The organism is Pseudocitrobacter sp. 2023LY-00077, from assembly GCF_055796175.1.
In genome coordinates this window covers 117127-135929 of the sequence record NZ_JBSPEI010000007.1, presented here as the reverse complement: position 1 = coordinate 135929, position 18803 = coordinate 117127, and the positions used below count along the sequence as shown (strand labels likewise).

General features: G+C 55.4%; 18 protein-coding genes. 16 read left to right on the top strand and 2 right to left on the bottom strand.

All coding sequences use genetic code 11. The annotated features are described in order from the left end of the window. Positions 1-7 precede the first annotated feature (7 nt). From lnt to rihA, 6 genes are all read left to right on the top strand, one after another. The gene (gene lnt / locus ACWWFX_RS11090) at positions 8-1546 is read left to right on the top strand and encodes an apolipoprotein N-acyltransferase (protein WP_473223810.1); all 1539 of its coding nucleotides are present in this window, start codon (positions 8-10) and stop codon (positions 1544-1546) included. A gap of 364 nt (positions 1547-1910) precedes the next feature. After that, on the top strand, positions 1911-2816 hold the full coding sequence (locus ACWWFX_RS11085; protein WP_149464386.1) for an amino acid ABC transporter substrate-binding protein: 906 nt from the start codon (positions 1911-1913) through the stop codon (positions 2814-2816). A gap of 161 nt (positions 2817-2977) precedes the next feature. Beyond that, positions 2978-3718 (top strand): glutamate/aspartate ABC transporter permease GltJ, encoded by a 741-nt coding sequence (gltJ, locus tag ACWWFX_RS11080; RefSeq protein WP_015965369.1) that lies wholly within the window; start codon positions 2978-2980, stop codon positions 3716-3718. Then, positions 3718-4395 carry a glutamate/aspartate ABC transporter permease GltK gene (gltK, locus tag ACWWFX_RS11075; protein ID WP_473223809.1) on the top strand — a complete coding sequence of 226 codons (678 nt, stop codon included), beginning with the start codon at positions 3718-3720 and terminating at the stop codon, positions 4393-4395. The genes gltJ and gltK overlap by 1 nt, the downstream gene beginning before the upstream one ends. Continuing rightward, a complete protein-coding gene (locus ACWWFX_RS11070) occupies positions 4392-5117 on the top strand; it encodes an amino acid ABC transporter ATP-binding protein (protein ID WP_276218417.1) in 726 nt (241 codons plus the stop codon). Before gltK ends, ACWWFX_RS11070 begins: the two co-directional genes overlap by 4 nt. 121 nt (positions 5118-5238) lie before the next feature. Beyond that, the gene (gene rihA, locus ACWWFX_RS11065; RefSeq protein WP_473223808.1) at positions 5239-6174 is read left to right on the top strand and encodes a pyrimidine-specific ribonucleoside hydrolase RihA; all 936 of its coding nucleotides are present in this window, start codon (positions 5239-5241) and stop codon (positions 6172-6174) included. Between the two features lie 86 nt (positions 6175-6260). Here the strand turns inward: rihA and ACWWFX_RS11060 are convergent, their stop codons facing one another. After that, positions 6261-6743: a zinc ribbon-containing protein gene (locus tag ACWWFX_RS11060; protein ID WP_231828195.1), complete on the bottom strand. Its 483-nt coding sequence runs from the start codon at positions 6741-6743 to the stop codon at positions 6261-6263. Positions 6744-6966: 223 nt separating this feature from the next. Here ACWWFX_RS11060 and leuS point away from each other — a divergent pair, with 223 nt between their 5' ends. Genes leuS through nadD form a run of 4 tightly spaced genes read left to right on the top strand, consistent with a single transcriptional unit; the run spans position 6967 to position 11819 of the window. Next, entirely contained in the window at positions 6967-9549 is a 2583-nt protein-coding gene (gene leuS / locus ACWWFX_RS11055) for a leucine--tRNA ligase (protein WP_473223807.1), read from the top strand. Positions 9550-9563: 14 nt separating this feature from the next. Beyond that, a complete protein-coding gene (lptE, locus tag ACWWFX_RS11050; RefSeq protein WP_108473928.1) occupies positions 9564-10145 on the top strand; it encodes an LPS assembly lipoprotein LptE in 582 nt (193 codons plus the stop codon). Continuing rightward, positions 10145-11176, top strand: coding sequence for a DNA polymerase III subunit delta (gene holA / locus ACWWFX_RS11045; RefSeq protein WP_473223806.1), 1032 nt, complete (start codon positions 10145-10147; stop codon positions 11174-11176). Before lptE ends, holA begins: the two co-directional genes overlap by 1 nt. A 1-nt stretch (position 11177) precedes the next feature. Continuing rightward, complete coding sequence (gene nadD / locus ACWWFX_RS11040) at positions 11178-11819, top strand: nicotinate-nucleotide adenylyltransferase (protein WP_276218428.1); 642 nt, start codon at positions 11178-11180, stop codon at positions 11817-11819. Here nadD and cobD read toward each other — a convergent pair. Next, the gene (cobD, locus tag ACWWFX_RS11035) at positions 11794-12888 is read right to left on the bottom strand and encodes a threonine-phosphate decarboxylase CobD (RefSeq protein WP_473223805.1); all 1095 of its coding nucleotides are present in this window, start codon (positions 12886-12888) and stop codon (positions 11794-11796) included. The genes nadD and cobD overlap by 26 nt on opposite strands. A 60-nt stretch (positions 12889-12948) precedes the next feature. Between cobD and ACWWFX_RS11030 the strand changes: the two genes are divergently transcribed. From ACWWFX_RS11030 to rlpA, 6 genes are all read left to right on the top strand, one after another. Continuing rightward, positions 12949-13560, top strand: a complete 612-nt coding sequence (locus tag ACWWFX_RS11030; protein WP_473223804.1) for an adenosylcobalamin/alpha-ribazole phosphatase — start codon at positions 12949-12951, stop codon at positions 13558-13560. Between the two features lie 257 nt (positions 13561-13817). Further along, the gene (rsfS, locus tag ACWWFX_RS11025; RefSeq protein ID WP_041686290.1) at positions 13818-14135 is read left to right on the top strand and encodes a ribosome silencing factor; all 318 of its coding nucleotides are present in this window, start codon (positions 13818-13820) and stop codon (positions 14133-14135) included. 3 nt (positions 14136-14138) lie between these two features. After that, positions 14139-14606: a 23S rRNA (pseudouridine(1915)-N(3))-methyltransferase RlmH gene (rlmH, locus tag ACWWFX_RS11020; RefSeq protein ID WP_108473933.1), complete on the top strand. Its 468-nt coding sequence runs from the start codon at positions 14139-14141 to the stop codon at positions 14604-14606. A gap of 27 nt (positions 14607-14633) precedes the next feature. After that, entirely contained in the window at positions 14634-16535 is a 1902-nt protein-coding gene (mrdA, locus tag ACWWFX_RS11015) for a peptidoglycan DD-transpeptidase MrdA (protein ID WP_276218435.1), read from the top strand. 2 nt (positions 16536-16537) lie between these two features. Then, a complete protein-coding gene (mrdB, locus tag ACWWFX_RS11010) occupies positions 16538-17650 on the top strand; it encodes a peptidoglycan glycosyltransferase MrdB (RefSeq protein WP_015965383.1) in 1113 nt (370 codons plus the stop codon). A 10-nt stretch (positions 17651-17660) separates the two neighbouring features. After that, positions 17661-18761: an endolytic peptidoglycan transglycosylase RlpA gene (gene rlpA / locus ACWWFX_RS11005; protein WP_276218438.1), complete on the top strand. Its 1101-nt coding sequence runs from the start codon at positions 17661-17663 to the stop codon at positions 18759-18761. Positions 18762-18803: the final 42 nt, after the last annotated feature.

The following is an 18803-nucleotide window of genomic DNA, read 5'->3' as shown; positions in this document are numbered from 1 at the left end:
AGCCTAAATGGTATTTGCCTCTCTTATTGAACGCCAGAGCGTGCGCTTACTGCTGGCGCTGTTATTCGGAGCCAGCGGAACGCTGGCTTTTTCTCCTTATGATATCTGGCCTGCCGCGCTCATCTCATTGATGGGCTTACAGGGGCTCACATTCAATCGCCGCCCACTGCAAAGCGCCTGGATTGGCTACTTCTGGGGGCTGGGACTGTTCGGCTCCGGCATTCACTGGATTTACGTCAGTATCGCCCAGTTTGGCGGTATGCCTGGCCCGGTGAACGTCTTCCTGGTGGCGTTACTCGCCGCTTACATGTCACTTTATACCGGGCTGTTTACCGGTATTCTGTCGCGCCTGTGGCCAAAAGCGACCTGGATACGTGTCGCTATTGCTGCGCCAGTGGTATGGCAAATCACTGAATTCCTGCGCGGCTGGGTGCTGACTGGCTTCCCATGGTTGCAGTTTGGCTACAGTCAGATTGATGGCCCGTTGAAAGGCATTGCACCGATTATGGGGGTGGAAGCGATCAACTTCCTGCTGATGTCAGTCAGCGGTCTGCTGGTACTTGCTGCCTGCACCCGCAACTGGCGTCCGGCGGTAATCGCCATCGTGCTCTTCGCGCTGCCCTTCCCGCTGCGTTACATTCAGTGGTATCAGCTTGAGCCACAGCGCGCGACGCAGGTTTCTCTGGTACAGGGCGATATCGCGCAGTCATTAAAATGGGATGAAAATCAGCTGATTAATACGCTGAAAATTTATCTCGATGCCACGCAGCCGGAGATGGGCAAGTCGCAACTGATTATCTGGCCAGAATCCGCTATCCCGGACCTCGAAATTAATCAGCAGAACTTCCTGCGCATGATGGACGACCTGCTACGTTCGAAAGACACCACGCTGGTGACCGGTATCGTTGACGCGCGTCTGAATAAACAGAACCGTTACGACACCTACAACACCATCATTACGCTGGGTAAAGATAGCCCGTACAGCTACGAATCAAAGAATCGCTACAATAAAAACCACCTGGTCCCGTTTGGTGAGTTTGTACCGCTGGAATCGATTCTGCGCCCGCTGGCACCGTTCTTTGACCTGCCGATGTCGTCCTTTAGCCGAGGCGCATATGTTCAGCCGCAGCTGCTGGCGCACAACCTGAGGCTGACAGCGGCGATTTGCTACGAGATTATTCTCGGCGAGCAGGTACGCGATAACTTCCGTCCGGATACAGACTTCCTGCTGACCATCTCTAACGATGCGTGGTTTGGTAAATCTATCGGCCCGTGGCAGCACTTCCAGATGGCGCGCATGCGTTCGCTGGAGCTGGCACGTCCGTTGCTGCGCAGCACCAACAACGGCATCACCGCCGTGATTGGCCCGCAGGGTGAGATTCAGGCGATGATCCCGCAGTTTACTCGTCAGGTATTAACCACCACCGTGACGCCAACAACCGGCTTAACGCCGTACGCACGTACCGGCAACTGGCCGCTGTGGGCGCTCACCGCGCTGTTTGGCTTTGGCGCGCTGGTGATGAGTTTGCGTCAGCGTAAAAAATAATCCCCCACGTTTCAGGCCGGATACGCGTTAGCGCCATCCGGCCTACCACTCTCCTTTTCTGCCTTTTCTGGCACGCCAATTGCTTAATAAATACAGGCAGTAACGAATTCTGCATGAGCGCAACCTGGTAGCACCAAAACGAATCACCGGTAGCACCTCTTTAGTGCAATCTGCGATTTTTGCCTCAAAACGGTGCGGAGCAGTTCGCAAAAATAAACAATAAATCAGCAAATTCTTTACATTAAGCCACACTAAATGTTAACAAACACAGATAACGCTGCACGCTGAAATTGCAGACGATAACAACACAAACATCACTATGGGTATCTATGCGTCGATGACGCAGAGGATAAAGGAGTTGGATATGCAATTACGTAAACTGACCGCTGCTATGCTGGCGATGGGATTATGCGCCGGGCTGGCTCACGCAGAAGATGCACCGGCGGCAGGTAGCACCCTGGACAAAATCGCCAAAAACGGCGTAATCGTTGTCGGGCACCGTGAATCTTCCGTTCCGTTCTCTTACTACGACAACCAGCAAAAAGTGGTCGGCTATTCTCAGGATTACTCCAACGCCATCGTTGAAGCCGTGAAGAAGAAGCTGAACAAGCCTGACCTTCAGGTGAAACTGATTCCTATCACCTCTCAGAACCGTATCCCGCTGCTGCAAAACGGCACCTTCGATTTTGAGTGTGGCTCTACCACCAACAACCTCGAACGCCAGAAACAAGCGGCTTTCTCTGACACCATCTTTGTCGTCGGCACCCGTCTGCTGACCAAAAAAGGCGGCGACATTAAAGACTTCGCGGATCTGAAAGGCAAAGCGGTTGTTGTGACTTCCGGCACCACCTCTGAAATTCTGCTGCACAAGCTGAATGACGAACAGAAAATGGATATGCGAATCATCAGCGCCAAAGACCACGGTGACTCCTTCCGTACCCTGGAAAGCGGTCGCGCGGTCGCGTTTATGATGGATGATGCCCTGCTGGCCGGTGAGCGCGCGAAAGCGAAGAAACCAGACAACTGGGAAATCGTCGGCAAGCCGCAATCGCAGGAAGCTTACGGCTGTATGCTGCGTAAAAACGACCCGGATTTCAAAAAGCTGATGGATGACACCATCGCCCAGGCGCAAACCTCCGGTGAGTCAGCAAAATGGTTTGAGAAGTGGTTCAAAAACCCAATCCCACCGAAAAACCTGAACATGAACTTTGAACTGTCTGACGAAATGAAGGCCCTGTTTAAAGAACCGAATGACAAAGCTCTGAACTAATTATAACAACCAGGGCGGGACTACCTGCCCTCTCGATTGTTGAATAGCACGGACAGACTACAGGTCTGGCGGTCGTTCCCCGCCGGGCCCGAATATCGCAGTACGCCGTTCACCAATCTTCGAGGGTAGCACTGCTACCCTTTTTTTTCTGGAGTAGATTTATGTCAATAGACTGGAACTGGGGGATCTTTCTGCAGCAAGCCCCGTTCGGCAACACCACCTATCTTGGCTGGCTATGGAGTGGTTTTCAGGTCACCGTCGCCCTGTCGATTACCGCCTGGATTATCGCTTTCTTCGTTGGCTCCCTGTTCGGCATCCTGCGTACCGTCCCCAACCGCTTCCTCTCGGGGATCGGCACCCTGTATGTTGAACTCTTCCGTAACGTTCCGCTGATCGTGCAGTTCTTTACCTGGTACCTGGTGGTGCCGGAATTACTGCCAGAAGATCTGGGAATGTGGTTTAAAGCAGAGCTGGACCCTAATATTCAGTTCTTCCTCTCATCGATGATTTGTCTTGGCCTCTTTACCGCGGCACGCGTGTGTGAGCAGGTGCGTGCGGCGATTCAGTCGCTGCCGCGCGGGCAGAAAAACGCCGGTCTGGCGATGGGCTTAACGCTGCCGCAAACCTACCGTTATGTGCTGCTGCCAAACGCCTACCGCGTGATTGTGCCGCCGATGACCTCAGAGATGATGAACCTGGTGAAAAACTCCGCCATCGCCTCGACCATCGGTCTGGTCGATATGGCCGCGCAGGCAGGCAAACTGCTGGATTACTCGGCGCATGCCTGGGAATCGTTCACCGCTATCACCCTTGCTTATGTCTTGATCAACGCCTTCATTATGCTGGTGATGACCCTGGTGGAACGTAAAGTTCGCCTGCCGGGCAATATGGGAGGCAAATAATGTACGAGTTTGACTGGAGTTCTATCGTTCCTTCCCTGCCCTATCTGCTTGCCGGGCTGGTGGTGACGCTGAAAATTACCGTAACGGCTGTGATCGTCGGTATTGTCTGGGGCACCATCCTTGCGGTGATGCGCCTGTCAACCTTCGCACCCGTTTCCTGGTTTGCCAAAACCTACGTTAACGTTTTCCGCTCCATTCCGCTGGTGATGGTACTGCTGTGGTTTTACCTCATCGTGCCGGGGCTGTTGCAGGATGTGCTGGGGCTATCGCCGAAAACCGATATCCGCCTGATCTCCGCGATGGTGGCGTTCTCAATGTTTGAAGCGGCCTACTATTCGGAAATTATCCGCGCTGGTATTCAGAGCATTTCGCGCGGTCAGTCCAGCGCCGCACTGGCGCTCGGGATGACTCACTGGCAGTCGATGAAGCTCATCATTCTGCCGCAGGCGTTCCGCGCGATGGTGCCGCTGCTGCTCACCCAGGGGATCGTCCTGTTCCAGGATACCTCGCTGGTGTATGTCTTAAGTCTTGCCGATTTCTTCCGTACCGCGTCCACCATCGGTGAGCGTGACGGAACCCAGGTCGAAATGATCCTGTTTGCCGGCACCGTTTATTTTGTGATTAGCCTGAGTGCTTCGTTGTTGGTCAGCTACTTGAAAAGAAGGACAGTTCAATGATTACCCTGAAAAATGTTTCTAAATGGTATGGTCAATTTCAGGTGCTGACCGACTGCTCCACCGAAGTGAAAAAGGGTGAAGTGGTGGTGGTTTGCGGCCCGTCAGGATCGGGTAAATCGACGCTTATCAAAACCGTTAACGGCCTGGAGCCAGTACAGAAAGGTGAGATTCTGGTGAACGGGATTCAGGTTAACGATAAAAAAACCAACCTCGCCACGCTGCGCTCAAAGGTTGGGATGGTGTTCCAGCATTTCGAGCTGTTCCCGCATTTATCGATTATCGAAAACCTGACGCTGGCGCAGGTAAAAGTGCTGAAGCGCGACAAAGCAGCGTCCCGCGAAAAAGGCCTGAAACTGCTGGAGCGCGTGGGGCTTTCCGCGCACGCCAACAAGTTCCCGTCGCAGCTTTCCGGCGGCCAGCAGCAGCGTGTGGCGATCGCCCGCGCCCTGTGTATGGATCCGGTGGCGATGCTGTTTGATGAACCGACTTCAGCGCTCGATCCCGAGATGATCAACGAAGTACTGGACGTTATGGTTGAGCTGGCCAACGAAGGCATGACCATGATGGTGGTGACTCACGAAATGGGCTTTGCCCGTAAAGTGGCGAACCGGGTGATCTTTATGGATGAAGGGAAAATCGTTGAAGACTCCGAGAAAGAGGCCTTCTTCGCCAACCCGAAATCGGAACGCGCCAAAGACTTCCTCGCGAAAATTCTGCATTAATCTTTTCGGCGCGCGCTTCAGAGTGCGCGCCGCTTCACGCTTTTCTGCATATCCCCTCGAATGCATTGCCATGCAGCGCTAACCTTGTCGCAAAAAATGCCTGACCAGACAAGGAGTAACTATGGCAACCCCGATCATTCTCGACTGCGACCCAGGACACGACGATGCTATTGCCATCGTGCTGGCCCTTGCCTCTCCGGAACTGGATGTCAAAGCCATCACCTCCTCCGCCGGAAACCAAACGCCGGACAAAACACTGCGTAACGTGCTGCGCATGCTCACACTGCTGAAGCGCCCCGATATTCCGGTGGCGGGCGGAGCGATTAAACCGCTGATGCGTAAGCTGATTATTGCCGATAACGTGCATGGAGAAAGCGGTCTTGATGGCCCGGCGCTGCCGGAACCCGGTTTTGCCCCACTGACATGCACCGCCGTGGAGTTAATGGCCAAAACCCTGCGTGAAAGTGCAGAACCGATCACGATTGTTTCCACCGGCCCGCAAACCAACGTCGCTCTGCTGCTCAACAGCCACCCGGAACTGTACGCGAAGATCGCGCAAATCGTGATTATGGGTGGCGCAATGAGTCTGGGTAACTGGACGCCTGCCGCAGAGTTCAATATCTATGTTGACCCGGAAGCCGCAGAAATCGTCTTCCAGTCCGGTATTCCGGTGGTGATGGCGGGGCTGGATGTCACGCATAAAGCGCAAATTCACACCGAAGATACGGAGAGATTCCGCGCCATTGGTAACCCGATTTCCACCATCGTTGCCGAGCTGCTCGACTTCTTCCTCGAATATCACAAAGATGAAAAATGGGGCTTCATCGGCGCGCCGCTGCATGACCCGTGCACCATCGCCTGGCTATTGAAACCCGAGCTGTTTACCACCGTGGAACGTTGGGTTGGCGTGGAAACACAGGGCAAATATACCCAGGGCATGACCGTTGTGGATTACTATTTCCTCACCGGCAATAAACCGAACGCGCAGGTGATGGTGGATGTGGATCGTCAGGGGTTTGTGGATTTGCTGGCGGAAAGATTAGCGTTTTACCATTGATAAACGCCCGGTGGCGCTTCGCTTACCGGGCCTACGGAGAAGCCATATTGTAGGCCGGATAAGCGTAGCGCATCCGGCACAAATCCTTACGGCTCGAACGGCCTTCTCTGGAACTGGTCATGCCCGCATTTCGGGCACAGCGGCAGGACATCCGGCGTATACACCGCCAGGTGGAAATGACACTTCTCGCACACCAGATTGCCAAGCCCTACCACCTCACCGCTGTGATACACGCCGTGGTGATTGAGGTCCTGGAAGACTTCGCGCCATTCCAGCTGCGTTTTATCGGTGATGTCCGCCAGCTCCTGCCAGATACTCTCCTTGATGACGCGTAAAAATACGCTGTCTTCTTCGTCGTCCTGGCTTTCGCTGTAGCTCATGGCGAACTCTTCCAGGTCACGCCTGACTGCACGAATCAGTTCGTCCACCTCGGTTCGCGTTAACTCGCCGGTCTGAGCAACCCGCGCACGCGCCTGTTCCACCAGCGCATCGATATCACGCTCGCCGTTGCGTAGACGTTCGGTCAGCGTCGTCACCAGTTCGCGGTAAAATTGAGCAACCTTGTTCATTGTTTCCTCTCCCGGGCAGTTAACCTACTCTTATAATAGACCTTATTTCTTTACTACTCTGTCAGCTACCCCACAGAGTTCGTAAATCAGTGTCCGGGCTTTTCACCGCCATAATGTGTGAAAGGCTGTTTTGACGATGCGCTTTGGGCTATGCTATGCGGATCTGATTACCACATCCATTGGCTACATTGTAGCTGTATTGAAAACAGGACCACTGGCTGCCATGCAAGAGCAATACCGCCCGGAAGAGATAGAATCGAAAGTCCAGCAACATTGGGACGAGAAGCGTACCTTTGAAGTAACTGAAGACGAGAGCAAAGAGAAGTATTACTGCCTGTCGATGCTTCCTTATCCTTCTGGTCGACTACACATGGGCCACGTGCGTAACTACACCATCGGTGACGTGATCGCCCGTTATCAGCGCATGCTGGGCAAAAACGTACTGCAACCGATTGGTTGGGATGCGTTCGGTCTGCCGGCAGAAGGTGCTGCGGTTAAAAACAATACGGCACCGGCTCCGTGGACGTATGACAACATCGCCTACATGAAAAACCAGCTCAAAATGCTGGGCTTCGGCTATGACTGGAGCCGCGAGCTGGCGACCTGTACCCCGGAATATTACCGTTGGGAGCAGAAATTCTTCACCGAGCTGTATAAAAAAGGCCTGGTCTACAAGAAAACCTCTGCAGTCAACTGGTGCCCGAACGACCAGACCGTTCTGGCGAACGAACAGGTTATCGACGGCTGCTGCTGGCGCTGCGATACCAAAGTTGAGCGTAAAGAGATCCCACAGTGGTTTATCAAAATCACCGCTTACGCTGACGAACTGCTGAACGACCTGGATACGCTGGACCACTGGCCTGACACGGTAAAAACCATGCAGCGCAACTGGATTGGCCGTTCCGAAGGTGTGGAAATCTCCTTCGACGTAAACGACTACGCCGACAAGCTGACCGTGTACACCACCCGTCCAGACACCTTTATGGGTTGTACTTACCTGGCTGTCGCCGCAGGCCACCCGCTGGCCCAGCAGGCTGCAGCCAACAACCCGACGCTGGCGGCTTTCGTTGATGAATGCCGTAACACCAAAGTGGCCGAAGCCGATATGGCGACCATGGAGAAAAAAGGCGTCGATACCGGCTTTAAAGCGATTCATCCGCTGACCGGCGAAGCCATTCCGGTATGGGCGGCTAACTTTGTTCTGATGGAATACGGCACCGGCGCGGTTATGGCCGTTCCGGGTCACGATCAGCGCGACTACGAGTTCGCCACCAAATACGGTCTGAACATCAAGCCAGTTATCCTGGCGGCAGACGGTTCGAAACCGGACCTCTCCGAGCAAGCACTGACCGAAAAAGGCACCCTGTTCAACTCCGGCGAATTCGACGGGCTGAGCTATGAAGACGGCTTTAACGCCATCGCCGACAAACTGGCCGCGATGGGCGTGGGCGAACGTAAAGTGAACTACCGTCTGCGCGACTGGGGTGTTTCCCGTCAGCGTTACTGGGGCGCGCCGATTCCGATGGTAACACTGGAAGACGGCACCGTTATCCCAACGCCTGAAGATCAGCTGCCGGTTATCCTGCCGGAAGATGTGGTTATGGACGGCATCACCAGCCCAATTAAAGCTGACCCGGAGTGGGCGAAAACCACCGTTAACGGCATGCCTGCGCTGCGTGAAACCGACACCTTTGACACCTTTATGGAATCTTCATGGTACTACGCGCGCTACACCTGCCCGCAGTATCAGGAAGGCATGCTGGATTCCGATGCGGCCAACTACTGGCTGCCGGTGGATATCTACATTGGCGGTATCGAACACGCCATCATGCACCTGCTCTACTTCCGCTTCTTCCACAAACTGATGCGCGATGCCGGCATGGTGAACTCTGACGAACCGGCTAAACAGCTGCTGTGTCAGGGCATGGTGCTGGCTGATGCCTTCTACTATGTTGGCGCGAACGGCGAGCGTAACTGGGTTTCCCCGGTTGATGCTATCGTTGAACGTGACGACAAAGGTCGTATCGTGAAAGCGAAGGACGCGGCAGGCCATGAGCTGGTGTATACCGGCATGAGCAAAATGTCCAAGTCCAAAAACAACGGTATCGACCCGCAGGTGATGGTTGAGCGCTATGGCGCAGACACCGTTCGTCTGTTCATGATGTTTGCTTCCCCGGCGGATATGACGCTGGAATGGCAGGAATCCGGTGTGGAAGGGGCTAACCGCTTCCTGAAACGTGTCTGGAAACTGGTTTACGAGCACACCTCTCAGGGCCCGGTTGCGGCGCTGAACGTGGATGCGCTGAGCGAAGATCAACAAGCCCTGCGCCGCGACGTTCATAAAACCATCGCCAAAGTCACCGATGATATCGGTCGTCGTCAGACCTTCAACACCGCTATCGCGGCGATCATGGAGCTGATGAACAAACTGGCTAAAGCGCCGGTGGAAGGCGAGCAGGATCGCGCCCTGATGCAGGAAGCGCTGCTGGCGGTTGTGCGTATGCTCAACCCGTTCACTCCGCACGCCAGCTTCACCCTGTGGCGTGAACTGGGCGGTGAAGGCGATATCGACAACGCACCGTGGCCGGTGGCTGACGAAAAAGCGATGGTGGAAAACACCACGCTGGTCGTCGTCCAGGTGAACGGTAAAGTGCGCGGTAAAATCACCGTGGCCGTTGACGCAACCGAAGAACAGGTTCGTGAACGTGCAGGCCAGGAACATCTGGTCGCGAAATACCTTGATGGCGTTACCGTGCGTAAAGTGATTTACGTGCCGGGTAAACTCCTTAACCTGGTCGTGGGCTAAGCGCGGGAGGAAGCGTGCGATATTTGACAACTCTGTTGTTATCTTTGGCGGTGCTCGTCACCGCCGGATGCGGCTGGCATCTGCGTAGCACTACGCAGGTTCCCAGCGAAATGAAAACGATGATCTTCCAGTCCGGCGATCCGAACGGCCCGTTAAGCCGTGCGGTGCGTAATCAGCTGCGTCTGAACGACATCACTCTGCTGGAAGACAGCACCCTGCGTAAAGATGTGCCGTCGCTGCGTATTATCAGCTCCGGCATTTCGAAAGATACGGCATCCGTGTTCCAGAACGGCCAGACGGCGGAATACCAGATGGTATTAACCGTGCGTGCGTCGGTGCTGATCCCGGGTCAGGATATCTTCCCGATCTCGACCAAAGTGTACCGTTCGTTCTTCGATAACCCGCAGCGCGCTCTGGCGAAAGATGCCGAGCAGACGATTATCATCAACGAAATGTACGATAAAGCGGCTGAACAGCTGATCCGTAAACTGCCGAGCGTACACATCGCCGACAGTAAAACGGCGCCAGATACCGTTCCAATGGCGGAAGAATCGCCGATTGGTCCTGGCCGCGTCTCCACCACTCTGGGTAACTGATGATTCGGTTGTATCCGGAACAACTCCGCGCGCAGCTCTCTGAAGGGCTGCGCGCGGCGTATCTGCTGCTCGGTAACGATCCGTTGCTGCTTCAGGAGAGCCAGGACGCCGTGCGCCATGCGGCCACTGAACAGGGCTTTATCGAGCATCACACCTTTTCACTCGACGCCAGCACCGACTGGAACGAGATCTTCTCGCTAAGCCAGGCCCTGAGCCTGTTCTCCAGCCGCCAGACGCTGCTGCTGCTGCTGCCGGAAAATGGCCCGAACGCCGCCATCAACGAACAGCTAACGCGCCTGGTTTCGCTGCTGCATGACGATCTGTTGCTCATTATTCGCGGCAACAAGCTCACCAAAGCCCAGGAAAATGCGGCCTGGGTGAGCGCACTTGCCAGCAATGCCGTTCAGGTAAGCTGTCAGACGCCAGAGCAAGCCCAGCTTCCCCGCTGGTTAGCGACGCGCGCGAAACTGCTGAATCTTCAGTTAGATGAACCCGCCAGCCAGCTATTGTGTTACTGCTACGAAGGTAACCTGTTGGCGCTGTCGCAGGCGCTGGAGCGCTTATCACTGCTGTGGCCAGACGGTAAACTGACACTGCCGCGCGTAGAGCAGGCGGTGAATGATGCGGCGCACTTTACGCCCTTCCACTGGGTCGATGCCCTGCTGGCGGGAAAAAGTAAACGCGCTCTGCACATCCTGCAACAGTTGCGGCTTGAAGGCAGCGAGCCGGTCATTTTGCTGCGTACCGTACAACGCGAACTGCTATTACTGGTGAACCTGAAGCGCCAAAGCACTCACACGCCGCTGCGCGCCTTGTTTGATAAACATCGCGTCTGGCAGAATCGCCGTGGTCTGGTTGGCGACGCCATTAATCGTCTGAGCGGCGACCAGCTACGTCAGGCGGTCACCCTGTTGACGCAGGCGGAACTTACTCTGAAACAGGATTACGGTCAGTCTGTTTGGGCTGAACTGGAAAGCCTGTCGCTACTGCTTTGCCATAAAGCCTTAGCCGACGTATTTATTGACGGATGATATGACAAAGCTCCAGGCACTGTTTGGCGGTACTTTCGATCCCATTCATTATGGTCATCTGAAGCCGGTAGAAATTCTGGCAAATCAGATAGGGTTATCGCGCATTATTATTATGCCGAATAACGTGCCGCCGCACCGCCCGCAGCCGGAAGCCACCAGCGACCAGCGCAAACATATGGTAGAACTGGCGATTGCCGATAAACCGTTATTTGTACTGGATGAACGTGAGCTGCGCCGTGACATGCCGTCGTATACGGCGCAAACGTTACAGGAGTGGCGTCAGGAAGAAGGGCCTGAAGCCGCGCTGGCGTTTATTATCGGCCAGGACTCCCTGCTGACGTTTCCCACCTGGCACCAGTACGAAACAATCCTTGAGAACGCGCATCTGATTGTCACGCGTCGCCCCGGTTATCCGATGACCATGCAACAGCCGGAACATCAGCAGTGGCTGGATGATCGGCTGACGCTACGTTCGGAAGATCTGCACGAACAGCCTGCGGGGAAAATCTTCCTCGCCGAGACGCCGTGGTTTGATATCTCCGCCACCATTATTCGCGAGCGATTACAAAACGGCGAATCCTGCGACGAAATGATGCCCGCGCCAGTGCTGGAATACATCATGCAGCAGGGCTTGTACCGCTAAATACCTCATTCAACGCCTGGCACAGTCGGGCGTTTTCTTCCCGACTGCGGATCGCCACACGGTAATAGCGCCCGTCCAGCCCCGGATAATTCGCACAGCTGCGGATGAGTACATGGCGCATCAACAGCGCCTGCTGTAAATCCAGACCCAGAACATTACAGCGTAAGAACAGGTAGTTCGCACGCCCTTCCCAGACCGTAAGCCCGGAAAAGCCTCGCAGCTGCGTCAGCAAACCATCGCGTTCCTGCGCCAGCCACTGCCAGGTTGCCTGCTGATACGCGCGGTCGTGCAGGACCATCTCACCTGCCAACGCGGCAAACGCATTGATAGACCAGGGCATCTGGCGCTGACGCATTCGCGCCACGGCGTCAGCGTCGCTGTTCAGCAGATACCCCAGACGAAGCCCCGGAATGGCATAAAATTTGGTTAGCGAGCGCAGCACCCAAACATGCGGGTTATTCTCCAGGTGCGGGATCAGCCCTGGTTCATCAGGAAGGAAATCGAGAAACGCCTCATCCACCACCAGCGTTATCGACAGCGCCCGACAGCGTTCAACAATCGCCGCCAGTAATGATGCGTCAGGATAAAGCCCGGTCGGGTTATTCGGCGTACACAGAAACAGGCAATCCAGCTCAGCGCTCAGGGCCGGAAGTAAGCGCTCGGTAAGCTGCCAGCCCTCTTCTTCGCACAGGGAAAATTCGCTGATCTGACAACCGACCTGCGCCAGCGCGCGTCGATATTCCGCAAACCCCGGCGTCACCAGCATGGCTCGCTGCGGTTGGAGCCCCTGCGTCAGCGTATAAATTGACTCCGTTTCGCCATTACCGGCCAGAATCCACTCAGCGGGAACATCATGGTGCGCCGCCAGTTGCTGATGCAGACGCTGATACTCCACATCCGGATAGCGTTCCGCCACGCCAATTTGCGCCACTAACGCCTGTTTGAGCGGTTCCGGCATACCCAGCGGATTGATATTCGCGCTAAAATCAACGAGCAAAGCGGATTCAATGCCCAGCAGTTGCGCCGCCTCGCGAATGTTACCGCCGTGGGTGCTGGTAAGCTTAGCCATGATACTTCTCCGCCAAAAAGCAGTATCTTACTTCAGTTTGTTGATTCAGGGAGAAACACAATGAAACTCTGGCTGGTTCGTCACGGAGAAACCCAGGCAAACGTCGATGGGCTGTACTCCGGCCACTCGCCTACCCCGCTGACGGCAAAAGGCATCAGGCAAGCCGAAACGCTCGGTACGCTTCTGCAACAGGTGCCTTTTGATCATGTGATGTGCAGCGAACTGGAACGTACGCAGCAAACGGCGCGCCTGCTGCTGGGCAGCAGCCCACTGCAACCTGAAATTGTCCCGCAGCTCAATGAGATGTTTTTTGGCGACTGGGAGATGCGCCATCACCGTGATTTGGTTGTTGAAGACGCAGCCAATTATGACGCCTGGTGTAACGACTGGCAGAATGCTATCCCCACCAACGGCGAAGGCTTCCAGGCTTTCTCTGCGCGGGTTAATGTCTTTATCGACAGGCTTCCCGAGCTCGATTATCAGAACCTGCTGCTGGTCAGTCATCAGGGTGTGCTAAGCCTTTTGACCGCACTTTTACTGAAGATGCCGTCGTCGGCAATGTGGCATTTTCGCATCGACCAGGGCGCATGGAGCGTGATTGAATTTACGCCCACGTTTACCACACTTCGCGTCCTCAATAGCCGCGCGCGCTGGCAGCCGGAAGCGGGATAATCCCGATTTCTACCGCCGCGTCCGGCGCAGCCATTGACACCCGGCGACAGACTGTTATTCTCCGCAGCCAGAATCATTCCAGATGCAGCTATTGGCAAAAATTGTTTTACAAAAATGGCGATGCATTCGTTATTAATGAATGGGATGATAGCCCGCCTTACGACCCGTCCGGTGACATTTGTCCCGACAACGCCTTCAGTTCGGGTATACTGTCGGGCTCTACGACTATTTTCTTCACACACCCAAGGGGAACACACTTGCAGGGTAAAGCACTCCAGGATTTTGTAATCGACAAAATTGATGACCTGAAAGGTCAGGACATCGTGGCTATCGACGTTCACGGTAAATCCAGCATCACCGATTGCATGGTGATCTGCACCGGCACGTCCAGCCGTCATGTCATGTCTATCGCCGATCATGTTGTTCAGGAATCTCGCGCTGCAGGCTTAATGCCGCTGGGCGTGGAAGGCGAAAACGTCGCCGATTGGGTTGTTGTCGATTTAGGCGATGTGATTGTCCACGTCATGCAGGAAGAGAGCCGTCGCCTGTATGAACTGGAAAAGCTCTGGAGTTAAGTTGTGAAGCTGCAGTTGGTCGCCGTCGGCACCAAAATGCCGGATTGGGTACAAACCGGGTTTACCGAATATCTGCGCCGTTTTCCGAAAGACATGCCGTTTGAGCTGGTAGAAATTCCTGCCGGCAAGCGCGGTAAGAATGCGGACATCAAACGTATTCTCGATAAAGAAGGCGAGCTGATGCTCGCCGCCGCCGGTAAAAATCGCATTGTCACGCTCGATATTCCCGGCAAACCGTGGGATACGCCGCATCTGGCGGTCGAACTGGAGCGCTGGAAGCAGGATGGCCGCGACGTCAGCCTGCTGATTGGCGGGCCTGAGGGGCTTTCTCCGGCCTGCAAAGCCGCCGCTGAACAGAGCTGGTCGCTTTCGAATCTGACGATGCCGCACCCGCTGGTGCGCGTGCTGGTCGCCGAGAGCCTGTACCGGGCGTGGAGCATCACCACTAACCACCCTTACCACCGCGAGTAATGATGACCAGGGTAAATTAAGCAGCGAATGAAACTACAGAATTCTTTTCGCGACTATTCGGCTGAGTCTGCGCTGTTTGTGCGCCGGGCGCTGGTCGCCTTTACGGGGATTTTGCTGCTTACCGGCGTGCTGATCGCTAACCTCTATAATCTGCAGATCGTCCGTTTTACCGATTATCAAACCCGTTCCAACGAGAACCGCATTAAGCTGGTGCCAATAGCGCCAAGCCGCGGCATTATCTACGATCGCAACGGTACCCCACTGGCGCTCAACCGCACCATCTACCAACTGGAGATGATGCCGGAAAAAGTCGACAGCGTGCAGGACACGCTGGAAGCGCTGCGCGGCGTGGTCGATCTCAACGATGATGATATTGCCAATTTCAAAAAGGAGCGATCGCGCTCGCATCGCTTTACGTCTATCCCGGTGAAAACCAACCTGACAGAAGTTCAGGTTGCGCGCTTTGCGGTGAATCAGTACCGCTTCCCCGGCGTGGAAGTGAAAGGCTATAAACGCCGCTATTATCCGTTTGGATCCGCCCTCACCCACGTCATTGGATACGTCTCAAAAATTAACGATAAAGACGTTGAGCGGCTCGACAAAGACGGCAAGCTGGCAAACTACGCGGCAACGCATGATATCGGTAAGCTCGGTATCGAACGCTATTACGAAGATGTGCTGCACGGCCAGACCGGTTATGAAGAAGTTGAGGTCAACAACCGTGGGCGCGTCATCCGTCAGTTGAAGGAAGTGCCGCCACAGGCCGGACATGATATCCACCTGACGCTCGATCTTAAGCTGCAGCAGTATATCGAAACGCTGCTGGCCGGCAGCCGTGCGGCAGTCGTGGTTACCGACCCGCGAACGGGCGGCATTCTGGCGCTGGTTTCCATGCCAAGCTATGACCCAAACCTGTTCGTCGATGGTATATCCAGCAAAGATTACTCCGGGCTGCTGAACGACCCGAATACGCCGCTGGTTAACCGCGCCACACAGGGGGTTTACCCGCCCGCCTCGACCGTTAAACCGTACGTGTCCGTATCCGCGCTCAGCGCAGGGGTGATCACCCGCAATACCAGCCTGTTTGACCCCGGCTGGTGGCAGTTGCCGGGCTCTGAAAAACGCTATCGTGACTGGAAAAAATGGGGCCACGGCCACCTGAACGTAACGAAAGCGCTGGAAGAATCCGCGGATACCTTCTTCTATCAGGTCGCCTATGACATGGGTATTGACCGCCTGTCCGAGTGGATGGGGAAATTTGGCTATGGCCATTACACGGGCATCGACCTTGCGGAAGAGCGCTCTGGTAATATGCCGACCCGTGAATGGAAGCAGAAGCGCTTTAAAAAGCCGTGGTATCAGGGCGATACCATTCCGGTCGGTATCGGCCAGGGCTACTGGACGGCAACGCCGATTCAGATGAGCAAAGCGCTGATGATCCTGATTAACGATGGCGTGGTGAAAGTGCCGCATCTGCTGATGAGCACCACCGAAGCCGGGAAACAGATCCCCTGGGAGCAGCCACATGAACCGCCGGTAGGCGATATTCATTCCGGCTTCTGGGAAATCGCCAAAGACGGGATGTATGGCGTCGCCAACCGTGGCAACGGTACCGCGCATAAATACTTCGCCAGCGCGCCGTATAAAATTGCCGCCAAGTCCGGTACCGCGCAGGTATTCGGTCTGAAAGCGAATGAAACCTATAACGCGCATAAAATTGCCGAGCGTCTGCGTGACCATAAACTGATGACCGCTTTCGCGCCGTACAACGATCCGAAAGTTGCCGTTGCCATTATTCTGGAGAACGGCGGCGCAGGCCCGGCGGTGGGGACGATTATGCGTCAAATTCTCGACCACATTATGCTTGGCGATAACAACACCGATTTACCAGCCGAAAATCCGGCCGCAACGGCGGCGGAGGACCAATAAACATGACGGATAATCCGAACAAAAAATCGCTGTGGGATAAAATCCACATCGATCCGGCCATGATGCTGATCCTGCTGGCGCTGCTGACCTACAGCTCGCTGGTCATCTGGAGCGCGAGCGGCCAGGACATCGGCATGATGGAGCGTAAAATCGGCCAGATCGCCATGGGTCTGGTGATCATGGTTGTAATGGCGCAAATTCCGCCGCGCGTGTACGAAGGCTGGGCGCCATGGCTCTATATCTTCTGTATTATTCTGTTGGTGGCGGTCGATGCCTTCGGCGCGATTTCGAAAGGCGCTCAGCGCTGGCTTGACCTCGGCGTCGTGCGTTTCCAGCCGTCAGAGATAGCCAAGATCGCCGTCCCGCTGATGGTCGCGCGCTTTATTAACCGTGATGTCTGTCCGCCGTCGCTGAAAAACACCGGTATCGCGCTGATATTGATCTTCATGCCAACGCTGCTGGTCGCGGCGCAGCCTGACCTCGGAACATCCATTCTGGTTCTGCTCTCCGGTTTATTTGTGCTGTTCCTCTCCGGCCTGAGCTGGCGACTTATCGGCATCGCCGTGGTACTTATCGCCGCCTTTATTCCGATATTGTGGTTCTTCCTGATGCACGACTATCAACGTCAGCGCGTCATGATGCTGCTCGATCCGGAATCGGACCCGCTCGGCGCGGGCTATCATATTATTCAGTCTAAAATTGCGATAGGCTCCGGTGGCCTGCGTGGCAAAGGCTGGCTGCACGGTACCCAGTCGCAGCTGGAATTCCTGCCTGAACGTCACACCGACTTTATCTTCGCCGTTCTGGCGGAAGAACTGGGGCTGATTGGCATTCTGGTACTGCTGGCGCTGTACGTGCTGCTGATTATGCGTGGGCTCTGGATTGCCGCCCAGGCGCAAACCACCTTTGGCCGCGTCATGGCCGGTGGCCTGATGCTGATTTTATTCGTTTATGTCTTTGTAAATATTGGTATGGTAAGTGGCATTCTTCCGGTGGTGGGCGTTCCGCTACCGCTGGTCAGCTACGGGGGCTCGGCCCTTATTGTACTGATGGCCGGGTTCGGTATCGTCATGTCGATACATACCCACAGAAAAATGTTGTCGAAAAGCGTCTAAGAGGTGCTCAATGCAAAAGCTTTGGCTGGGGATCTGCATCGCAGCAGGATTGCTGGCAGGTTGTTCGAATGATGATGTGCAACAAAAAACCGTCACCGTTCCGCAGCCCGCAGTATGTAATGGCCCGATAGTGGAAATCAGCGGGGCCGATCCGCGCTTTGAGCCGCTGAGCGCCACCGCAAACCAGGATTACCAGCGCGACGGTAAAAACTACAAAATCGTGCAGGATCCTGCCAACTTCAGCCAGGCGGGTTTTGCCGCTATCTACGACGCTGAACCCGGCAGCAATCTGACGGCGACGGGCGAGGCGTTTGACCCGACGCAAATCACTGCCGCGCACCCCACGCTGCCGGTGCCGAGCTACGCGCGCGTCACCAACCTGGCGAATGGCCGCATGATCGTCGTGCGCATTAACGATCGCGGCCCGTACGGCAACGATCGCGTGATCTCCCTTTCCCGCGCGGCAGCCGATCGTTTGAATACGTCAAACAATACCAAAGTGCGTATCGATCCGATTATCGTAGCCCAGGACGGCACGCTTTCCGGCCCAGGCATGGCCTGTACAACCGTCGCGAAACAAACTTACGCCTTACCCAGCCGCCCGGATCTGAGCGGCGGCTTAGGTAGCGCGTCATCGGCTCCGCAGGCCTCTTCGCCGCAGGGCGATGTGCGCGCTATCAGCAACGATACACTGAAACCTGAAGACACCGCGGGTGCGCCCGTCAGCAGCAGCGGTTTCCTCGGCGCCCCTACTCCACTTAACAACGGTGTGCTGGAAAGCAGCGAGCCAACCCAACCCGTGCAAACAGCCGCACCGGTGACCGCGCCCGCCGCAACGCCTGCCCCTGCGGCTGTCGCTGCACCCGTAGCGGCGTCTGCCGCGACCGGCGACTTTGTGGTCCAGGTTGGCGCCGTCAGCGATCAAGCGCGCGCGCAACAGTATCAACAGCGCCTGAGCCAGCAGTTCTCTGTACCGGGACGCGTCACGCAGAACGGTGCCGTCTGGCGTATTCAACTGGGCCCGTTCAGCAGCAAAGGCGAAGCCAGCACCTTACAACAACGTTTGCAGAGCGAAGCCCAACTGCAATCGTTTATCACTCGCGCCAACTAAGATGTAGCCAGGCTTCCGATATCGTTTGCTAATGAATGTAAA

Coding starts and splice junctions, on each gene's coding strand:
- lnt (WP_473223810.1), top strand. CDS start 8: ATGGTATTTGCCTCTCTTATTGAACGCCAGAGCGTGCGCTTACTGCTG.
- ACWWFX_RS11085 (WP_149464386.1), top strand. CDS start 1,911: ATGCAATTACGTAAACTGACCGCTGCTATGCTGGCGATGGGATTATGC.
- gltJ (WP_015965369.1), top strand. CDS start 2,978: ATGTCAATAGACTGGAACTGGGGGATCTTTCTGCAGCAAGCCCCGTTC.
- gltK (WP_473223809.1), top strand. CDS start 3,718: ATGTACGAGTTTGACTGGAGTTCTATCGTTCCTTCCCTGCCCTATCTG.
- ACWWFX_RS11070 (WP_276218417.1), top strand. CDS start 4,392: ATGATTACCCTGAAAAATGTTTCTAAATGGTATGGTCAATTTCAGGTG.
- rihA (WP_473223808.1), top strand. CDS start 5,239: ATGGCAACCCCGATCATTCTCGACTGCGACCCAGGACACGACGATGCT.
- ACWWFX_RS11060 (WP_231828195.1), bottom strand. CDS start 6,743: ATGAACAAGGTTGCTCAATTTTACCGCGAACTGGTGACGACGCTGACC.
- leuS (WP_473223807.1), top strand. CDS start 6,967: ATGCAAGAGCAATACCGCCCGGAAGAGATAGAATCGAAAGTCCAGCAA.
- holA (WP_473223806.1), top strand. CDS start 10,145: ATGATTCGGTTGTATCCGGAACAACTCCGCGCGCAGCTCTCTGAAGGG.
- nadD (WP_276218428.1), top strand. CDS start 11,178: ATGACAAAGCTCCAGGCACTGTTTGGCGGTACTTTCGATCCCATTCAT.
- cobD (WP_473223805.1), bottom strand. CDS start 12,888: ATGGCTAAGCTTACCAGCACCCACGGCGGTAACATTCGCGAGGCGGCG.
- ACWWFX_RS11030 (WP_473223804.1), top strand. CDS start 12,949: ATGAAACTCTGGCTGGTTCGTCACGGAGAAACCCAGGCAAACGTCGAT.
- mrdA (WP_276218435.1), top strand. CDS start 14,634: ATGAAACTACAGAATTCTTTTCGCGACTATTCGGCTGAGTCTGCGCTG.
- mrdB (WP_015965383.1), top strand. CDS start 16,538: ATGACGGATAATCCGAACAAAAAATCGCTGTGGGATAAAATCCACATC.
- rlpA (WP_276218438.1), top strand. CDS start 17,661: ATGCAAAAGCTTTGGCTGGGGATCTGCATCGCAGCAGGATTGCTGGCA.